The following is a 17,141-nucleotide window of genomic DNA, read 5'->3' on the forward strand; positions in this document are numbered from 1 at the left end:
GATCTTGGAAGCCGTGCCTGTGCCGCTTCCCGAGCCAGATCAACCTGTCAGACCGTCACGAACCGGATGGCCTCCGACTTCGCCGACACCCTGCCGCAGGTGGAAGTGGTAACGGTCCCCATTGCAGCCTTTGGTGAAGGGCCGCCGGGCGCGGTTGACTGGGCACCCCTGCTGCACCCCAAGCGCGGCCAATCTCCCAGGGGGACCTTGTGTCCGACCACGACCACGACCACGAGCCTGCCGGCCATGATGCTGAGGGCGCGGGCGGGCACTCCGGTCACGCACACGGGGTGGCGGCGGATGCCGACCGGTGGTGGCTGACGATCGCGCTGACGCTGATCGCGGTGTTCATGTGCGCCGAAGTCGTCGTCGGCGTGATCGCGAACTCCCTGGCGCTGATCTCGGACGCCGCGCACATGCTCACCGACGTCGCCTCGATCGTGCTGGCGCTGGTCGCGATGAAGCTCGCGGCCCGCCCCGCCAAGGGCCACTACACCTACGGGCTGAAGCGGGTGGAGATCCTCTCCGCGCAGGCCAACGGCCTGACCCTGCTGCTGCTGTCGGTGTGGCTGGCCTACGAGTCAGTGCACCGGCTGATCTCCCCGCCCGATGTGACCGGCGGCCTGGTCCTGGCCACCGCCCTGGTCGGAGTCGCGGTCAACCTCGCGGCGACCTGGTCGATCTCCAAGGCCAACCGCATCAGCATGAACGTCGAAGGCGCCTACCAGCACATCCTCACCGACCTGTTCGGCTTCATCGCCACCGCGATCGCCGGGTTGATCGTGCTGACCACCGGCTTCGCCCGCGCGGATGCCATCGCCTCCCTCCTGGTCGTCGTCCTCATGCTCAAGGCCGGTTACGGCCTGGTCCGCGATTCGGCCCGCGTCTTCCTGGAAGCCGCCCCCGCCGGTGTCGACCCCGACGCCCTCGGCGACCGCCTCGCCGACCAGGACGCCGTCGTGGAGATCCACGACCTGCACGTCTGGCAGATCACCTCCGGCCAGAACGCCCTGTCTGCCCACGTCCTGGTCACCCCCGGCAGCGACTGCCACGCCATCCGCCGCGACCTCCAGCAGCTCTTGGCCGATGAGTACCGCATCGGCCACGCCACCTTGCAGGTCGACCACGCTGGCGACGACACCACCAGCCTGCTCCAGATCACCGACGACAGGGGCGCCGGCCGGGACGGGCACTGCGAAGACGCCCACGGCCCCATCCACACCCCCGGCCCCCACGACCACTGACCACCCCGCAAGTCACCGCCAGCCCCCACCAGACGCACTCAGCTCGCTGATCTCTAAAAGACCCTCGACCAAGATCCCCGACAGCGTCGCTCACTCGGGCAGCCCACCGAGTGGAGGCCATCGAGTGGAGCCCGGAGTGGACTCCACTCGATGTTCTGCATCGCCATGGGATGCAGAACATCGTGGGCTCCACCCGGTGGACGATGTCCAGCATCCTCACCACAGCCAGGCGTTGGAGTGCCGCACCCGGGACAGGGCTCGGGCATCGCGGCGCGCGGCCGCGTTGCCGATCCGGTTCTGCCGGGAGCGGGGCCGGCGCGACTGCCCGGCGGCGAAACGGCGCTTCCCGGCATCCCGGAGCCGCTCCCGCTGCTTGCGCAGCTCCTTCTTCTTGTCCGCCTTCGACTTGAACTTGCGGGGCCGCTTCCAGACCGGCTGCCACCCCAGGTCCTCGTCGAGCTCGGGCTCCTGGTCCTCGTCGAGCGCGGCGGCCATCTCCGGGCGGGCCGCGCGGGCGCGGGCGAGTGCGTCGTCGGGGTTGGGCATTTCTTCCGGGGTGCTCATGCGACTCCTCCTGTGGTCCGGCCTGTTGTGTGCTGAGTGCCGGGCTGTTGGGTGTGCTGCGGCGGGGTCGTCGCCGGGGCGGGCTGCGGTCGGGGCCCGTGGGCGAGGGCGCGCGCTCGCTTGCTGTCCTGGACGGTGGCGGCCACCTTCACGGCAGCGGCCTCCATGGTCTGGCGGGTCTGCTCCACCGTGGCCACGCCGGTCTCCGCCTCCAGGAGGCGGCCGTCCTTCCGGTCCGTACGGAACGGCCGCGGGTGCGACCTCGATGCCGTGGGCACAGCGACGGCGTACGGCCGGGGGCGGGAGCCCAGGCGCTCCGCACGCCGCGCTGCGTTGAGCCGGGCGGCCAGGGCGCCGGCGGCGAGGCGGGCCCGCTCGTACGGGGGCGCGGTGCGGTTGCGGGTCAGCGGGCGCAGTACGGCCTGGTCGTCGGTGTCGCGCGGGTACAGGGCGCGCAGGTCGGCGGTCATCATCCGGCGGCCGACCGGGCGGGTGTAGTCGTCGACGACCGCTTGCACGATCTGTTCGTCCAGGCCGGGCTGGTGGGGTCGGCCGCGCAGGACGTAGGCGAGGTGACGTCGGGCTTCGGCGAGCAGGTGCCGTCGCTTGAAGGCGCCGCGCATGACGTACACCACGGCCGTGACGTCGACGGCGGCCAGGACGACGTCGACCACCGGCCGCACCCGGGCCCACACCGCCGCGGCCGCCGTCCTCGCCCGCACGGCGAGCCGGGAGACGACGTCGACGCCGTACGCCCGGATCGCCGACTTCCTCCAGTCGTCGCGCAGCTTGGTCAGCGACCGCGGCGTCTCGGGCTTCGGCGGGCGTGTCCGGTCGGCGGCCTTCCCGCCCAGCGCGTAGGCGGCCTGCTCCCCCGGCGCATGCCCGTGCTCCTCTTCGTAGTCAGTGGTGAAGACGGCCAGCGCGTCCTCGATCTGCTGGCGGCGGGTGGACTGCCAGCCGATGAGCCGCTGATCAATGCCCGCGACCTCCATGACGGGCCGGCGGCCGGGCGTCACCTCGCGTGGCTCCCACGCCCATCCGAGCCGCGCGGACACCTCCTCCATGAAGAACAAGGAGTAGAGGGTGCCTGCGGCGACGACGTTCTCCAGCATCGAGTCCGCCGACAGGTTGCTGTAGGCCCGCAATCGGGATGTCCCGTTCCGCTGTAGCGGTCTGCAGGTTTTTCTGTACGTCTCATTCAGGGGACACCTCTCGCTGTCTCACGATTTTGTCCCTTTGAGGCTGCAGGTCAGCGGCGGACGATTCGATCCCCGCCAGATACGACTGCAGCGCGGGAAACCCATCGACTCGAGTCGGCTATCCCCCGTACGTAGACGCCCTTCGCGTACTTGTCCCTGGCGTGATCGACCTCGGCGGCGAATTCGAGAGGAGCGGCCCTGGTGGAGTCCGAGGGGCGGCCATATCTGCGGTGACCGGGGTGGCGTGGCCACGGCATCAGGAAGCGGGGACGGGCTCCAACCGGTAGGCGTCCCCGTGGGCGATCACGCGGCCGGCGGTGGGCGGTGCGAAGTGGGTGCCGAGGAGGAGGGTGTCCGTGCTGGCGAGGGAGCGGAGCAGCTTGCGGCGGGTGGCCTCGGACTGCCGCGGGTCGATGTCGACGCAGGAGCCGATGACGGGGTGGGCGAGCTGGACGGGGTGGTGGACGCAGTCGCCGGAGATCAGTGCCGTCTCACCCTGGCTGGTCAGTTCCACGGCGACGTGGCCGGGGGTGTGGCCGGGTGTCGGAATCAAGCGCAGGCCGGGGGCGATCTCGGCCCCCTCGTGCGGGACCTCGACCGTGCTCAGCAGACCCGCCTGTTCGACCGGGATCACGGAGTCGCGGAACATCTGTTCGCGAGGCTCCTCCATGTCGTACGTGGCCCAGAACTCCCGCTCGGCGCGGGAGGTGAGGTAGCGGGCGTTGGGGAAGGTGGGGACCCATTCGCCGTTCACCTGGCGTGTGTTCCAGCCGACGTGATCGGCGTGCAGGTGGGTGAGGATCACCAGGTCGACGGAGTCCGGGGGGAAACCGGCGCCGGTGAGGTGCTCCAGGAAGTCGGTCCGCAGGTCGTGCCAGGCCGGGTTGGCCCGCTCCTTGCCGTTGCCGATGCCGGTGTCGACGAGAACGCGCAGCCCGTTCACGACGAACGCGAAGCTGTGGCTGTCGATGTGCAGAATCCCGTCCTGGCCGGCGAAGTGGGGGTGCAGCCAGTCCTGGGCGGTCACCACCTCAGGGGTGGCGTCGGGCAGCAGCCAGGGTCCGGTCGCGGGCGGCAGGGCGACTTCGTCGATGCGGTGGACTGTGACGCCGCCCACGGCCCAGGAGGAGATGGGAGTGGCGCCGGGGGAGGTGTGCATGGTGTGTCGTTTCCTTTGGTTCTCTTCGGCGGAAGCGGTCGGTTGTTCTCTTCAGTGGGAGCGGTCGGCTTCGGGGCGGGCCGTCCCGTGTCGTGACGCGGTGAGTGCCGCCAGGGCCGCCAGAGCGAGGAGAGCGGCGGTGATGGCGTAGGCGTGTGAGGTGGCCCCCAGCCCGTAGTGCTGGGTGGCGGCGCCCGCGGCGACGGCGGGCAGGCTCATGGAGAGGTAGCTGAGGATGTAGTAGGCGGCCAGTGTCGCGGCGCGGTCCCGCTCGTCGAGCGAGGCGAGGAGCATACGCAGCGCCCCCTGGGAAACGGCGCCGAAGGCGATGCCGGCCAGTACCGCGCCGCCGTAGACCGCGGGCAGCCCGGCGCCGTGCAGACCGCTCAGGGTCAGGGCCGCGGCGGGCAGGACGGACAGGCAGCCGCCGATCGCCGTGGCGCGGGGCGGCCTGCGCCGCAGCGCCCATACGGTGAGCGCGGCGGTGGCACTGAGGGTGAAGAAGACCATGCCACGGGCTGCTTGCGGGGCGTCGGGGGCCACCAGGCCTACGAGGGCCGGGCCGAGGGAGGAGTAGAAGCCGCCCAGCGCCCAGACGGTGCCGACAGCGGCGCCCGCGGCCAGCAGGGTGCGGCGGACCGGGGGCGGGACGCCGGCCCGCGGGCGCAGCGACCGCAGCGCTCCCACGCGGCGGTGGGCCGTCTCCGTGGTGAAGGTGGCCGCGATCGCCTGGGCGAGGAACAACGCCGCCAGCAGTACGTAGACGGTGACGGTGGGGGCGGGGGCGAAACGGACGAGCAGGGTGGAGACGAGCACGCCGGTGGCCATACCGGCGACCGGGGTGACGCGGTTGGCCAGGGCGGACCGGCCCGGGCGCCGGGGGTTCTCCAGGTCGAGGAGCGCCGCGCCCGCGGCACTGGTGGCCGCGCCGGTGGCCGCTCCTTCCAGAACCCGGGCGATGGTCAGGGAGCTCGCGCCGTCCGCTGAGGCCAGGAGGACCCTGGAGGCGGCCGCCATGAGCAGGGCGCCTGCCAGGACGGGGCGTCGCCCCAGGTGGTCGGAGAGCGCTCCGGTGGTGAGCAGGGCCAGCAACAGGGCCAGGGCGTACGCGCTGAAGACCACGGTGACGGCGAGCGCGGAGAGGCCCCACTGGTCCTGGTAGAGAGGGTAGAGCGGGGTCGGAACGCTGGACGCGGCCAGGAGGGCCGCGAGTATCGACACGTCGAGGGCGAAAGAAGCCGTGCGCCTCTTCGTACGGGCGCGGGCGGCCCGATGGGCGACGTGCGCGGGTGCGTCGGCCATGATGCCGGGCATGGGACTCCTTCCGTAAATGCAATGAATTTGCGTTAACCCGACAGTAGGGCCTATGGTCGGGTTAACGCAAACCGTTGGCTTTTGGTGCGGGGTGCTTCGTTGCCACGCCCCCTGATCAGGAGAAACCCGTGCCCTCCGTTGAACTCACGCCGCCCGAGGCCGCCCGCTGGGCCGCCCGTGTCGGACTTCCGCTGCCCGATGACCGCCACGCCGCAGTCGCCGCCACCGCCAACCACATCCACTCCGTCGTCTCGGTCCTGCGTGAGCTGGACTTCGGGGACACCCCGCCCGCCGGCGCCTACCGCGCCGGAAAGGAGAAGCGCGATGCAGCCGTATGAGCTGACCCTCGCCGACGCCGCGCAGCAAATCCGGGCCCGCCGACTGTCCCCCGTCGAGCTGGTGGACTCGGTCCTCGAACGCATCGACCAGGTGGACCCGCACGTCGAGGCGTACGTCGCGGTCACCGCTGAGCAGGCCCGCGGCGCGGCGCGGGAGGCCGAGCAGGAAGCGGCCCGCGGCATGTTCCGGGGATCGCTGCACGGCGTCCCGGCCGGGCTCAAGGACCTGATCGACGTCGCCGGTTCGCCCACCAGCGCCAGTTCCCGGGTCCGGGCCGGCCACCGCGCCGCCGCCGACAGCACGGTCGCCGCCCGGCTGAGGGCCGCAGGCTCCGTCCTGGTCGGCAAGACCCACACCCACGAGTTCGCCTACGGCCTGATCACCCCGCAGACCGCCAACGCCTGGGACCGCGGCCGGGTCGCGGGAGGCTCCAGCGGCGGGTCCGCCGTCGCGGTGGCGGCCGGGGCGGCGACCTTCGCCCTCGGCACCGACACCGGCGGGTCGATCCGGGTTCCCGCCGCGCTGAACGGGGTCGTCGGCCTCAAGCCGACCTACGGGCTGGTGCCGCGCCACGGCGTCACATCGCTGTCCTGGTCGCTGGACCACGTCGGCCCGGTCACCCGCACCGTCGAGGACGCGGCCCTGGTCCTGAACGTCCTCGCCGGGCACGACCCGCGTGACCCCGCCTCGCTGGACGCCCCCGCCGTCGACCACCGGCCGGAACGGGAGCCGGACCTGGCGGGCATGCGCGTCGGGGTACCGCGCAACTACTACTTCGACCATGTCGACGCGGAGGTGGAGACCGCCGTCCGCCGGGGCATCGCGCAGCTGGAGACGCTCGGCGCCCATCTCGTCGAGATCGACATCCCGATGACCCGGTACATCCAGGCCACGCAGTGGGGGCTGATGGTTCCGGAGGCCACCGCTTACCACGAGGGCATGCTGCGTACCGTCCCTGAGCTGTACCGGGCGGACGTCCGCATCCTCCTGGAGGCCGGTGAGCTGATGGGCGCGGGCGACTATCTGCGTGCCCAGCGCTCCCGGACGCTCATGCAGGAAGAATGGGCCCGCGTTCTGGAGAAGGTCGACGTGATCGCCGCCCCGGCGGTCCCGATGACCGCGGTGAAGACCGGCCGGAAGAGCGTCACCTGGTCCGACGGCTCGACCGAGGCCGTCTCCGACGCCTACGTGCGGCTGTCCTCCCCGGCCAACATCACCGGAGTGCCCGCCCTGTCCGTCCCGGTGGGCCACGACACGGCAGGCATGCCGATCGGCATGCAGCTGCTCGGGCGACCCTTCGGCGAGCGGCAGCTGCTGCGGGTGGGCCACGCCTACGAGCGGACGCAGCCCGCCCGATCGCTCGCGCCGGCCGCCTGAGAGCGGCCTGCGGGCCGGGCGGTTCCGGACCGGCCCCTATGCCGTTCGGCTCCGGTCGGGATCAGGGCCGGGTGCCCGCAGCGAGGGGGCCCTGGTGCGGCCATCGAGCCGGCACACCCCTCCTAAACGCAAGAACTGTGCTTTAAGGTGGAGTCATGAGTCGTAAGCCGATGGTGCGCCCCGGCGGGCGCAGTGCACGGGTCCAGGCTTCGGTGCACACCGCTGTCCGCGACATCCTTTCGGAGCGGGGCCGCGACGCGGTGACCGTCCCGCTGGTCGCCCAGCGCGCCGGAGTCACCCCCTCGACGATCTACCGCCGCTGGGGCGACCTTCAGGAGCTGCTGTCGGACGTCGCGGTGGAGCGCCTGCGGCCCGACACTGCGCCGGAGGACCACGGCGACCTGCTGTCCGACCTGACGGCCTGGGCCGAACAGTTCCTTGACGAGATGTCGTCCCCCTCCGGCCGCGCCTACATCCGTGACGCTCTGCTCGGCGACCCGGACGGCAGCTACGCCGGTCAGTGTTCGGCCTACGCGGCCGAACAGGTCGACGTCATGCTCGCCCGCGCGATCGGCCGCGAGGAGAACACTCCCGACATCGAGACGGCGATGGACCGCGTGGTCGCCCCCATGATGTACCGCATCCTCTTCCGCCCGGCCGGACTCGACGCCGCGTACGCCCGTCGGCTCGTGACCGAGCTCCTCGACGCGGGCGAAGAACACCCCCTCCCATGATCCAGATTCCTCGCGGACCGCGCTGGAGGCGCCCAGATTCACCGTTGCTCATGCCCGCGGGCTGCCGCGGCTCGGGCGAGGCGAGGTCCTTCGGCTTGTGACGTGGTGTGTGGAGGTCACCGCTCTGGTCGGTATACGGAGCCGCGGCGGCCACGACCTTCTTGCCGAGGCTGGTGAGCTGCATGGGGTGTTTGACTCCGCCGCGGGCTCGGGTCATGACCGGCGTCGGGCGCGTCTTTGAGGACCTGGCGGCCGGGGTGCTCGACGCCGACGACGAAGTTTCCGTTCTGCACACCCCCGAGGGACAACCGGTGTCCGAGGCCCGGGTGAACATCCGGGCCGCACTCATCCGGTGTGCCGCGGCCGGACAGATCAGCGACACCGACGCCGACAGGCTCCAAGGGCTCGCCCGCGCACTGCCGTTCACCCGCCGCACGTGGGCCGCGCTCGCCCGCCGGGCCCGCGAGGAGGGCGCAGGCGCCGCGTTCGCCGCGGCCGACGGGTGGCGCCGCCGCAACCCCTACGACGTGAAACGGGAGGACGCCGAGCATGCACTCGTCCTGGTCGCAGCGGGCGGCCTGCCGGCACCCGAGCCAGGGCCGGGGGAGTGGGATGAGGAGCCGTGGCGGACGTCCTTCGTGCGGTACTGGACGGCGGCACACCGCCCCGGCCCCGGCGGTGTGCCCTTCCTCGCGGTGCTCCAACACCAACAGCTCTACGACAGTGGGTTCCCCGCACGGTGGCGGGCCCGGGTCCTGGCGGCCGTCGCCGGAAGGGACACCGGCCCGGACGGAGTCGAGGCCGCCGCACTGCGGACGGCCGCGGCTGAGGGAGTCGACACGGCCGCCATGTCCCGGCAACAACTCGCCTACTGGCTCACCCCGGCCGAGCTGCGCGCCCTCCCCCCGGGGGAAGCCCTCCTGCGGGTCATGGTCTGCTCGGCGCGGCTGGACGGCGCATGGACGGTGTGGCCCTCCAGCCCGGCCGAGGCCGGGGAGTTGCTCGACGACTCCTTGCCCACGGCCCAGGACGTCGCCGCGGCCTACGCCGTGAACGCGGCCACGATGGCGGCCGACCCCCGGCACACCACCGACCGACTGTCCGCCGACCGCATCGGCCGGCACCTCGCTGCCCAGTGGAACCTCCCGGCGTGCGCGGGGCGGCCGGTGCTGGACGCAGTGGCCCGTGACCGCGCGTTCCGTGACTTCGGCGGGGCCGTCGAGGTGGCCAGAGCGTTCTACCTCGGCGCCCGCGCGGACACCCCGGCCGTGCCCGCGGGCACCGACTCGTGTGCAGGCTGCCCAGAGGCCAGGGCCAGAGCCCGCACCTGACGGATCAGCAGCGGCACCACGGCGGCGAGGACGATCACCAGGGCGCCGCCCGCGAGTTCTCACGCGACCCGGTCTCCTGGATCACCGCGTCCACCAGCGCGAAGTCCACGATCTGGGTCAACTCGCCCAGGTGACCGGGCGCGTATATGCCCCCGGCCGCCTCGATCGTGCGGGTGATGACAGACTTCTCCTGCAACGGGACTCCCGATGATCTGCTTGCTCGACACAAGTTGATCTATCAGGACGTCCCGTTGCGTCATTCACCAGGGCTTGACCTGCGACTCAAGACTCAAACGCAACGGTGTTGCCTCTGATGTTCCAGGAGCCGATGTCGGCTCCAAGCCCCTGGCGTCATCGAAGCGCAGGGGAGGCGGATGGGGCAGGAATCCGGTATCGGCGTAGACCGCGAGATAGTGCCGGATCAGTGACTCGTTGATCGCAGGGCAGATGAGGCCGGAGCCGCTCAGATCCCGCTGCACGTTGTCGGTGGCGAAGCGGGGCGGGGTGTGATTGGGCGGCATGGTGATCGGGGCATCGCCGTACAGGAGGGCGACGCTTGATAGGGCGCTGTCCTCGGGGGCGGTGACGGCGGCTGCAGTGAGGGCCGCGAGCCACTGCGGGCCGGTACGGGCTTCCAACTGGTAACCGGCCAGTCGTGCCTGCCGCAGCACGTCCTCGGCTCGGGTGGGTATCGGATTGCTCAGGTTGTAGCTGACCACGTCTCCCTCGGGCACCCGCAGACGGGACAACTCGACGATGGCGCCGGCCGTGTAGTCGACCGGCACCAGGTCCTCGGGTTCAAGGTGTCCCTCGGCATCGGGCGCAGCGCCCAGTTCGACGCACGCCTTGATGAACTTCCAGAAGGAGTCTTCCGTGCTCGCGGCCCCGGTGAATGTATGGCCGCTGATCCGGGCGGGTCGGTGGATCGTGGTGGGGATGCCTCGGCGTTTCGCCTCCCTCATCAACTGCTCCGCCACCCACTTGGATTGAATGTACCCGTTGGGCGGCACGAGTTCGGGGGAGACGCAGCGGTCTTCTTCGAGGTCTGGGGGATTGTTCCCGGTGCCTACCAGGACGCTGCCGGTGGAGATGTAGTGCACGGGGATTCCGCCGCCCAGTGCGGCCAGGCGGAGGATGTCCTGGGTGGCGAGTACGTTGGCTGCCTTCATCCGCTGGTACGGGTCCACGTGGTGCACGCGTGCACCGTTGTGGTAGATCACGTCCACCCGGCTTGCGAGAGCCGTGAACTCGCTTTCGGCGAGGCCGAGGAGCGGCTGTTCCAGGTCACCGGCGATGGCGTTGATCCGCTTGTGGAGATCCTCGTCCCACAGGCCGTATCGAGTGATGCTGCGTTCGAGGCGCGTCCGGGCGTTGTCGGAGCCGATCGGCCGCACCACGCACGTGACGGTGGCGTCGGGGAGGACACGCAGGATCTCCGCGAGGAGGAAGGCTCCGAGGAAGCCTGTTGCCCCGGTCAGCAGCACCTCTTGCACGTCGCGGGGGCGCGGCGTCATGGTGGGGTTCACCGTGATTGCCGGATCCAGACGGGCTTCGGCCGTCAAATCCACTTCAGCCGTCGTGCCTCCCTCGATGGCGTGGGCCAGGGCGGCCACGGTCCGGGAGGTGAAGACGGCTCGGACCGGCATGGCCACGCCGAGTTCGTCGTGAATCAGGGCGGTGAGTTTGGTGGCGAGCAGCGAATGGCCGCCCAGGGTGAAGAAGTCGTCGTCGATGCTTATGTGTGTGATGCCCAGCAGTGTGGAGTAGAGCTGGCACAGGGTTGTTTCGTAGGGGGTGCGGGGCGGGCGGTGGGTTTTGGTGACGTCCGCGGCCGGGGCGGGCAGGGCTTTTCTGTCGATCTTGCCGTTGCTGGTCACCGGCAGTTCCTGGAGGACGACGATCGCGGACGGCACCATGTAGTCGGGTAGCCGGGCCGTGAGGTGTCTGCGTACGTCGGCGATGTCCAGTCCGATGCCTGTCAGGTAGCCGACCAGGCGTTTGTCTCCGGGACGGTCCTCGCGGACGGTGACGACGGTCTGGGCAGTGCCTGGATACGATGCCAGGGCGTTCTCTATCTCGCCGAGTTCGATCCGGAATCCCCGGATCTTCACCTGGTCATCGGCACGGCCTATGAACACCAGTTCGCCGCTGCTGTTCCAGCGGACCAGATCACCGGTGCGGTACATCCGCTCACCACCGGCACCGAACGGGCATGCCACGAACCGCTCCGCTGTCAGATCCGGCCGGCCGAGATAGCCGCGCGCCAGACCCGCTCCCGCGATATACAGCTCACCGACCACCCCGGACGCCACCGGTTGCAGATACCCGTCCAGCACATACACGCGCGTATTGGCGACCGGTGAGCCGATCGGCGGCACGGCTCCGTCCGCGCGCAGAGGTCCGGACATGGTCGCGGCCACTGTGCTCTCCGTCGGACCATAGGCGTTGATCATGCGGCGGTCACTGCACCATCGGGCCACCAGTTCCGGTGGGCAGGAGTCTCCGCCGACGATCAGTGTGCGCACCGTGGGCAGCGACCCCTGCGGTAGAACTGCCAGTGCCGCGGGGGGAATCACCGCGGTGGTGACCTCGTACCGGGCGATGGTGTTCACCAGCGGCTGCCCCACGACCAGATCCTCGGCGCGGACCACGACCAGGGTCGCCCCGGTCAGCAACGCACCGCACAGGTCGAGGATGGACGGGTCGAAGCTGAGAGACACGAACTGCAGGACCCGACTGCCGGGGCCGGTCCGGAAGATCCGGGCCTGGTGTGACACCAGACTGGTCAATCCAGTGTGGCTGACCGCGACGGCCTTGGGCAGACCGGTCGAGCCGGAGGTGTAAATGAGGTACGCCGCGTTGGCCTCCGACAGTGGCCGTACCCGGTCAGCCGTGGTGAACGGTTCCCCAGGCCCCGGATCGGCGGCCTGGTCGAGAGAGTCCAGCGACATCCGGGGTATCGCTACGCAGGGCAGGGTTTGCTCCAGGTTCGCCACTGTGATCAGCAGGGCGGGTTTGCTGTTGCCGAGAATGTACTCGATTCGCTGATGGGGGTAGGCGGGGTCGACCGGTAGGTAGACCGCTCCCGTCTTGGCCACCGCCAGCACGGCGGTGATCCACTCCAGCGAGGGCGGCATCGACACGGCAACGATGTCTTCGGCCCCGATGCCGCGGCCCGCCAAGACGTGTGCGAGCCGGTCGGACATGGCGTCCAGCTCGGCATAGGTCACCTCGACCCCGTCCGCGATCAAGGCGAGCGCGGCCGGGGTCCGGGCCACCTGCGTCGCGAACAGGTCGGGCAGGGTCGCCGCCGGCAGCTCCTCGGCAGTGGCGTTCCAGTCCACCAGGATGCGCTTTCGAACTGCGGCCGGCAGAAGGTCGAACTGCCCGATGCGGGTCTCCGGCCGACTGACCACCGTCTCAAGGACACGTAGGAACTGCTCGACCAGCGTCTGAACGGTGTCCTGCTCGAACAGATCGCGTGCGTACACGATCGCACCCGTCATTCCGGCGGGGCGGCCATCGGCAGATCGGCTCTCCGTGAGGTTCACGGTCAGGTCGAACTGCGTCGAGTTGAGATGCAGGAGCCGAATCTGGCAGTCGAGGCCGGGCAGGCTCGGCATGGGGATCGCCGGGTTGAGTACGAGCATCACCTGGAACAGCGGATGCTGCGACGCGGACCGATCGGGGGCGAGTTGCTCGACCAGCTGGTCGAAGGGAACGTCCTGGTGGCCGAAGGCGTCCAAGTCGGTGTCCTTCACCCGCGTGAGCAGGTCGTGGAACGTCGGATCGCCGGAGAGGTCGGTGCGGAGCACCAGGGTGTTGACGAAGAACCCGACCAGATCGGTGAGCGCCTCGTCGGTGCGAGCCGAGATCGGGCTGCCCACGCAGATGTCCGCACCGGCACCGATGCGGTGCAGCAGGACCGTCAGGGCTGCGTGCAGGACCATGAAGACGGTGGTGCCCGTTTCACGCGCCACATACTGCAATCGTTCGTGCAGTGCGGCGTCGATGGCCAGCGGCACTTCGTGGGCACGGTGGGATGCGGCGGCGGGGCGGGGATGGTCGTAGGGGAGGGTGAGTTCGGGCGGTGCGCCATCCAGCGTTTCTCGCCAGTAGGACAGTTGATGGCCGAGCGGGGTTTCCGGGTCGTCGGAGGATCCCAGCATCTCCCGGTGCCAGCGTGCGTAGTCGGCGTACTGGACGGGCAGCGGGACCCAGCCTGGGGCGTGGCCGGCCCTGCGAGCCGTGTAGGCCGTGGCCAGGTCTCGCAGCAGCGGGTTCATCGACCATCCGTCCGCTGCGATGTGATGGAGGGTCAGCAGCAGGACATGCTCGTCGGGCTCGGTGCGCACCAGCTGCAGCGACACCGGCGAGTGCGCCAGGTCGAAGACGTGGTCTGCCGCGCGGGAATGAGCTGCCAGCAGTTCCTGCTCACCGACGTGCTCGACGGTCAGGTCCACCGGAGTTGCGGGCAGGATCCGCTGCCGGGGTTCGCCGTTCACCTGGATGCACACCGTGCGCAGCGTCTCGTGCCGTTGGAACAGGTCGGTCAGCGCGGACCCCAGTGCCTCGACGTCCAGACGGCCAGTGAGGGTGATCGCGAACGGCAGGTTGTAGGTGGCGTTGGAACCCATCATCTGGTTGAGAATCCACAGGCGCTGCTGGGCGAAAGACAGAGGAACGTCGCTGAGACCGGGCATCGGCCGCAGCGTCGGCCGCTGGGAAGCCGGGGCCGGTTCCAGGAGCGCGGCAAGACGGAACGGCGTCGGATTGGCGAAGACATCCCGCACTGTCACGTCCACACTGAACGCGGAACGGATCAGGGCGGTGAGTTTGGTGGCGAGCAGCGAATGGCCGCCCAGGGTGAAGAAGTCGTCGTCGATGCTTATGTGTGTGATGCCCAGCAGTGTGGAGTAGAGCTGGCACAGGGTTGTTTCGTAGGGGGTGCGGGGCGGGCGGTGGGTTTTGGTGACGTCCGCGGCCGGGGCGGGCAGGGCTTTTCTGTCGATCTTGCCGTTGCTGGTCACCGGCAGTTCCTGGAGGACGACGATCGCGGACGGCACCATGTAGTCGGGTAGCCGGGCCGTGAGGTGTCTGCGTACGTCGGCGATGTCCAGTCCGATGCCTGTCAGGTAGCCGACCAGGCGTTTGTCTCCGGGACGGTCCTCGCGGACGGTGACGACGGTCTGGGCAGTGCCTGGATACGATGCCAGGGCGTTCTCTATCTCGCCGAGTTCGATCCGGAATCCCCGGATCTTCACCTGGTCATCGGCACGGCCTATGAACACCAGTTCGCCGCTGCTGTTCCAGCGGACCAGATCACCGGTGCGGTACATCCGCTCACCACCGGCACCGAACGGGCATGCCACGAACCGCTCCGCTGTCAGATCCGGCCGGCCGAGATAGCCGCGCGCCAGACCCGCTCCCGCGATATACAGCTCACCGACCACCCCGGACGCCACCGGTTGCAGATACCCGTCCAGCACATACACGCGCGTATTGTCCAAGGGGCGTCCGATGGGAACCACCGGACCTACGTCCGCGGCTGAACACACGGAATGCGCCGTGGCGGCGACGGTGACCTCGGTGGGCCCGTACATGTTACGGACGATGAATCCGGGGTTGGCCTCCAGGATCCGGCGGACCGCCATGGGCGGCAGGACGTCGCCGCCAGTGGCCAACTCCCGTAGCTGGCCGAGGCACTCGGGCCGCTCCGCGGAGACCAGGTCGAACAAAGCAGCGGTAAGGAAGAGCGCGGTGACGTCGTTCTCGGAGATCAGCGCGGCCAAGTCGTGGGTGTCGTAGCGGCCCGGTGGTGCCACTACGACGGTGCCGCCGTTGAGCAGCGGCGCCCACAGCTCATAGGTGGTGGCGTCGAAGGAATGCGGGGAGTGCAGGAGCACCCGGCGCTCGGCGTGATCGTGCCACAACTGATCGGTGGCGAAGGCGGCCACGTCGCGGTGGGTGATGGCCACGCCCTTCGGCACTCCGGTCGAGCCGGAGGTGTACATCACGTAGCAGAGGTGATCACCGGACAGCGTCACTGCCGGCTCGTTGCTCGGCCCATCGGCGAATGCCTGATCGTCAACAATCAGCTCGACGGCGTCGTGCTCGAACTCTACGTGGATCGTTGCCGGGTCGCGCACCAAGACGGTGGCACCAATCTGGGCAGTGATCCACCGCAGTCGGGCGGCAGGGAAATCGTCCCGCAACGGCACGTAGCCGCCGCCCGCTTTCAAGACAGCCAGGATCGCGGTGATCAGGTCGGGACCGCGTTCCATGATGAGTGCGACCGGATCATCCGGCCGCACTCCCATTCTCACCAGCCGATGCGCCAGTTGATTTGCTCTGGCGTCGAGTTGGGTATACGTGAGCGTGGTCCCTCCGCCGACTACCGCGACCGCGTCTGGCGTGCGAGCAACCTGCGCGGCGAACAGGCCGGGCACCGTCCGAGTCAGGAGCCGTCCGGCAGCGTGGTCGTAGACGCCCCGTGGGGCGCGGCTCGTCATCGCAGCGCGCGTCACGACGTGCTCCCGTCCATCGCAGAAACGAGGCTCTGTGGCCGGATGTCGGCCCAGTTGGCGTTGACGTAGTCGATGCACGCTTGCCGGGTGTCCTCACCCTTGACGATCGTCCAGCCGACCGGCGTCTCGGCCGAGACCGGCCACAGCGAATGTTGCCCCTCGCCGTTGATAAGGACCAGAAACGCACTGCGGTCGTCGTCAAATGGATTGGTCATTCCGTCTCCGATCAAAAGGAACAGCGGCCACGCCATTGGGATACGAGACGGCCTCGACTGACCCTCCGCAACTGCGGCACTGGCGTGCTGAAACCCTCGGATCCAACAACATCTCCAAAACCAGCCGGGCAATCCGCGACGAGCCCCAACGAGCACCCCCATCCAGGGCCGGTCGCCCTCCGGCCCCTACAACGGTCCCGTGTCGCCGATGGTTCAGTTTCAGGGGAAGGGGCAGCGCTGTCACACAGCGCCAGCGCGTGACGTTGCCACGCCGCATTCACCAGACGTCGGGCCACTCGGCAATCAAGATCGAGTCCAACGGGCGAGCCTCCTACGAGGCGGCCTACGACCACCTCACGAGGCGCCGACTTCATCTTCGACCTCCGGCAGTCCCAGGCGGCTGCCCGATCCACCACCGCTCAAATCCCTGCGGCCCCGCTTTCCTCGGGGAAGCGGGGCCGCTCTCGTCATGTCCGGGCGCCGTGGGCGCCGTCACCCCCCGATGGCGGGATGGTGTCCCTTGTCGTGGTGTACGGGATCAGTGGCCGGGAGTGCGCGGGCGTCTGCCCGGGGCGCACTTCCCCGGGTGGGTACTGCTCCCTGAACAGGAGGCGGGCCATCGCGTAACTCTCCTTGGTGAACGCCCAGTTCAACCACGAGGAGTGCACGATGGCCCTGTCCCAGTGGAACGAAGTTTCGGCTGGATCATGATGCACCGCCGCCTCGCCCGGGACTACGAAACCAAACCCGCCCACTCCGAGAGCATGATCCGCCTCGCAATGATCTCCAACCTCGCGAAACGAGTAACCCGCGAAACACCCATAACCTGGCACAACCCATGAACTATCCGGTCTTCAACCGGAACGTCCTCTCAAAGCTCAATGAATCATGCAATATGCCTGACTCGACCTACGTTGCCAGAGAGGGGATACGTGGCCAACACGCACGTCCGGTTCGGGTCGGCGGCCCAGAAAAACGGAACGGTAGCAAGGCCTTCACCGCGCTCTGGGCCGACCGCACGAGGTCAGGTGAGGCCGTCTCTCGAAAGGATTCCCAATGGAGTTGTCAACCCATGTTGGTGACTTGCTGTGAGCGTGTCAGCTCAGCGCGACGGGGGTCTGCGGTGCTGTGAGCT

The 17,141-nt window shown here is 69.3% G+C and carries 11 protein-coding genes and 2 pseudogenes; 6 read left to right on the forward strand and 7 right to left on the reverse strand.

Features of this window, described 5'->3' with window-relative positions:
- The first annotated feature begins 209 nt into the window (after positions 1 to 209).
- Positions 210 to 1,244, forward strand: a complete 1,035-nt coding sequence (locus ABZT12_RS38300) for a cation diffusion facilitator family transporter (RefSeq protein WP_356394188.1) — start codon at positions 210 to 212, stop codon at positions 1,242 to 1,244.
- 216 nt (positions 1,245 to 1,460) lie between these two features.
- Here the strand turns inward: ABZT12_RS38300 and ABZT12_RS38305 are convergent, their stop codons facing one another.
- The 4 genes and pseudogenes from ABZT12_RS38305 to ABZT12_RS38320 all read right to left on the reverse strand — a co-directional run bounded on the left by ABZT12_RS38305 (position 1,461) and on the right by ABZT12_RS38320 (position 5,483).
- The gene (locus ABZT12_RS38305; RefSeq protein WP_356394191.1) at positions 1,461 to 1,808 is read right to left on the reverse strand and encodes a hypothetical protein; all 348 of its coding nucleotides are present in this window, start codon (positions 1,806 to 1,808) and stop codon (positions 1,461 to 1,463) included.
- Positions 1,805 to 2,941, reverse strand: a pseudogene (locus ABZT12_RS38310) (relaxase domain-containing protein); the annotation flags it as partial. The pseudogene ABZT12_RS38310 and the gene ABZT12_RS38305, both read right to left, overlap by 4 nt.
- Positions 2,942 to 3,266: 325 nt before the next feature.
- Positions 3,267 to 4,169 (reverse strand): MBL fold metallo-hydrolase, encoded by a 903-nt coding sequence (locus tag ABZT12_RS38315; protein ID WP_356394194.1) that lies wholly within the window; start codon positions 4,167 to 4,169, stop codon positions 3,267 to 3,269.
- 51 nt (positions 4,170 to 4,220) lie between these two features.
- Positions 4,221 to 5,483: an MFS transporter gene (locus ABZT12_RS38320; protein ID WP_356394197.1), complete on the reverse strand. Its 1,263-nt coding sequence runs from the start codon at positions 5,481 to 5,483 to the stop codon at positions 4,221 to 4,223.
- 128 nt (positions 5,484 to 5,611) lie between these two features.
- Here ABZT12_RS38320 and ABZT12_RS38325 point away from each other — a divergent pair, with 128 nt between their 5' ends.
- The 4 genes from ABZT12_RS38325 to ABZT12_RS38340 all read left to right on the forward strand — a co-directional run bounded on the left by ABZT12_RS38325 (position 5,612) and on the right by ABZT12_RS38340 (position 9,264).
- Positions 5,612 to 5,821 (forward strand): hypothetical protein, encoded by a 210-nt coding sequence (locus tag ABZT12_RS38325; protein ID WP_356394200.1) that lies wholly within the window; start codon positions 5,612 to 5,614, stop codon positions 5,819 to 5,821.
- Positions 5,808 to 7,199 (forward strand): amidase, encoded by a 1,392-nt coding sequence (locus ABZT12_RS38330; RefSeq protein WP_356394203.1) that lies wholly within the window; start codon positions 5,808 to 5,810, stop codon positions 7,197 to 7,199. The genes ABZT12_RS38325 and ABZT12_RS38330 overlap by 14 nt, the downstream gene beginning before the upstream one ends.
- 155 nt (positions 7,200 to 7,354) lie before the next feature.
- Positions 7,355 to 7,933 (forward strand): TetR/AcrR family transcriptional regulator, encoded by a 579-nt coding sequence (locus ABZT12_RS38335; protein WP_356394205.1) that lies wholly within the window; start codon positions 7,355 to 7,357, stop codon positions 7,931 to 7,933.
- Between the two features lie 215 nt (positions 7,934 to 8,148).
- Positions 8,149 to 9,264: a TfuA-like protein gene (locus ABZT12_RS38340; protein WP_356394208.1), complete on the forward strand. Its 1,116-nt coding sequence runs from the start codon at positions 8,149 to 8,151 to the stop codon at positions 9,262 to 9,264.
- 34 nt (positions 9,265 to 9,298) lie between these two features.
- On the opposite strand, the gene ABZT12_RS38345 is transcribed toward ABZT12_RS38340, so the two are convergent.
- From ABZT12_RS38345 to ABZT12_RS38355, 3 genes are all read right to left on the reverse strand, one after another.
- Positions 9,299 to 9,460 carry a hypothetical protein gene (locus tag ABZT12_RS38345; protein WP_356394211.1) on the reverse strand — a complete coding sequence of 54 codons (162 nt, stop codon included), beginning with the start codon at positions 9,458 to 9,460 and terminating at the stop codon, positions 9,299 to 9,301.
- A 64-nt stretch (positions 9,461 to 9,524) separates the two neighbouring features.
- Positions 9,525 to 15,713, reverse strand: coding sequence for an amino acid adenylation domain-containing protein (locus ABZT12_RS38350; RefSeq protein ID WP_356394214.1), 6,189 nt, complete (start codon positions 15,711 to 15,713; stop codon positions 9,525 to 9,527).
- 74 nt (positions 15,714 to 15,787) lie between these two features.
- The gene (locus tag ABZT12_RS38355; RefSeq protein ID WP_356394216.1) at positions 15,788 to 16,006 is read right to left on the reverse strand and encodes an MbtH family protein; all 219 of its coding nucleotides are present in this window, start codon (positions 16,004 to 16,006) and stop codon (positions 15,788 to 15,790) included.
- 683 nt (positions 16,007 to 16,689) lie between these two features.
- Between ABZT12_RS38355 and ABZT12_RS38360 the strand changes: the two are divergent.
- Positions 16,690 to 16,848, forward strand: a pseudogene (locus ABZT12_RS38360) (IS5/IS1182 family transposase); the annotation flags it as partial.
- Positions 16,849 to 17,141 lie beyond the last annotated feature (293 nt).

This window comes from Streptomyces sp. NPDC005423, assembly GCF_040606415.1.
GTDB lineage: Bacteria > Actinomycetota > Actinomycetes > Streptomycetales > Streptomycetaceae > Streptomyces.

Excerpts from the sequence above, each read along its gene's own strand:
- ABZT12_RS38305 (WP_356394191.1), bottom strand. The coding sequence starts at position 1,808 with ATGAGCACCCCGGAAGAAATGCCCAACCCCGACGACGCACTCGCCCGC.
- ABZT12_RS38315 (WP_356394194.1), bottom strand. The coding sequence starts at position 4,169 with ATGCACACCTCCCCCGGCGCCACTCCCATCTCCTCCTGGGCCGTGGGC.
- ABZT12_RS38320 (WP_356394197.1), bottom strand. The coding sequence starts at position 5,483 with ATGCCCGGCATCATGGCCGACGCACCCGCGCACGTCGCCCATCGGGCC.
- ABZT12_RS38330 (WP_356394203.1), top strand. The coding sequence starts at position 5,808 with ATGCAGCCGTATGAGCTGACCCTCGCCGACGCCGCGCAGCAAATCCGG.
- ABZT12_RS38335 (WP_356394205.1), top strand. The coding sequence starts at position 7,355 with ATGAGTCGTAAGCCGATGGTGCGCCCCGGCGGGCGCAGTGCACGGGTC.
- ABZT12_RS38340 (WP_356394208.1), top strand. The coding sequence starts at position 8,149 with ATGACCGGCGTCGGGCGCGTCTTTGAGGACCTGGCGGCCGGGGTGCTC.
- ABZT12_RS38355 (WP_356394216.1), bottom strand. The coding sequence starts at position 16,006 with ATGACCAATCCATTTGACGACGACCGCAGTGCGTTTCTGGTCCTTATC.